Origin of the sequence: Streptomyces sp. SID3343, assembly GCF_009865215.1 — a bacterium.
In the GTDB taxonomy this organism is placed as follows: Bacteria; Actinomycetota; Actinomycetes; order Streptomycetales; family Streptomycetaceae; genus Embleya.
In genome coordinates this window covers 1-686 of sequence record NZ_WWJX01001595.1, presented here as the reverse complement: position 1 = coordinate 686, position 686 = coordinate 1, and the positions used below count along the sequence as shown (strand labels likewise).

The 686-nt window shown below is 67.8% G+C and carries 2 protein-coding genes; both read right to left on the bottom strand.

Features of this window, described 5'->3' with window-relative positions:
* A partial coding sequence (locus GT354_RS50515; protein ID WP_202513197.1) for a hypothetical protein occupies positions 1-326 on the bottom strand: 326 nt, incomplete at its 3' end.
* Positions 323-589 carry a hypothetical protein gene (locus GT354_RS50510; RefSeq protein ID WP_161364987.1) on the bottom strand — a complete coding sequence of 89 codons (267 nt, stop codon included), beginning with the start codon at positions 587-589 and terminating at the stop codon, positions 323-325. The genes GT354_RS50515 and GT354_RS50510, both read right to left, overlap by 4 nt.
* Positions 590-686 lie beyond the last annotated feature (97 nt).

Sequence of the window (686 nt, the reverse complement as noted above, 5' to 3'; positions counted from 1 at the left end):
TAGAACGACATCTGCGCGGGCCACGCCGTGCCAACCGAAGCGGCCATCATCACCGTGACCATCACAAAGTCACGGCGAACGAGAACCGCATCGAGCCGCTTGCGCCAACGAAGGTTCCGGGCAGCACGGGCAGCAGCCTTGTCCTGCTCAGCACCGTCCCGCGTGGTGCGCTCCATCTCGCGCTGAACGGTGGCGATCCTTGCAGCGGCTTCCGCCTGAGCAAACGCCGATTCCGCCTGCTTGGCCTGCGCAGCGGCCTGGGCCTCGATCACCTTGGCCTTGTCGAGCTGTCGGCCGGCGCGCATCGAGTAGACGGTGTCGGTCACGCTGCCCACCGCCTCGCGACAAAACGGCGCGGCAAGGCGTGAACGGTCGCCGTCTCGCCGAGCAACTGTGCGGCGTAGGCAGCCAACTCGGGGTCCTCACGCCACAGCGCGGTCAGAATGTCGTGCGCGGCGTCGACCCGGGCGGCCCGCTCTTCGGCGGACTCCCCGTCGACACCCGTGAACAGCTCCGGGTCGACGCCCAGCGCCAACTCGGTGAACTCGAAGTTCGTCACGGCCAGTCGGCCGTTCACAATGGTTCTCACGGTCGTGCTCCTCTCAGGAAGGTCACGGCCCACGGGGCGGCTGCCTCCCGGCAAGGATCGGCAGCCGCCCCGGAACACGTATGAAGTAGCCCCGTCG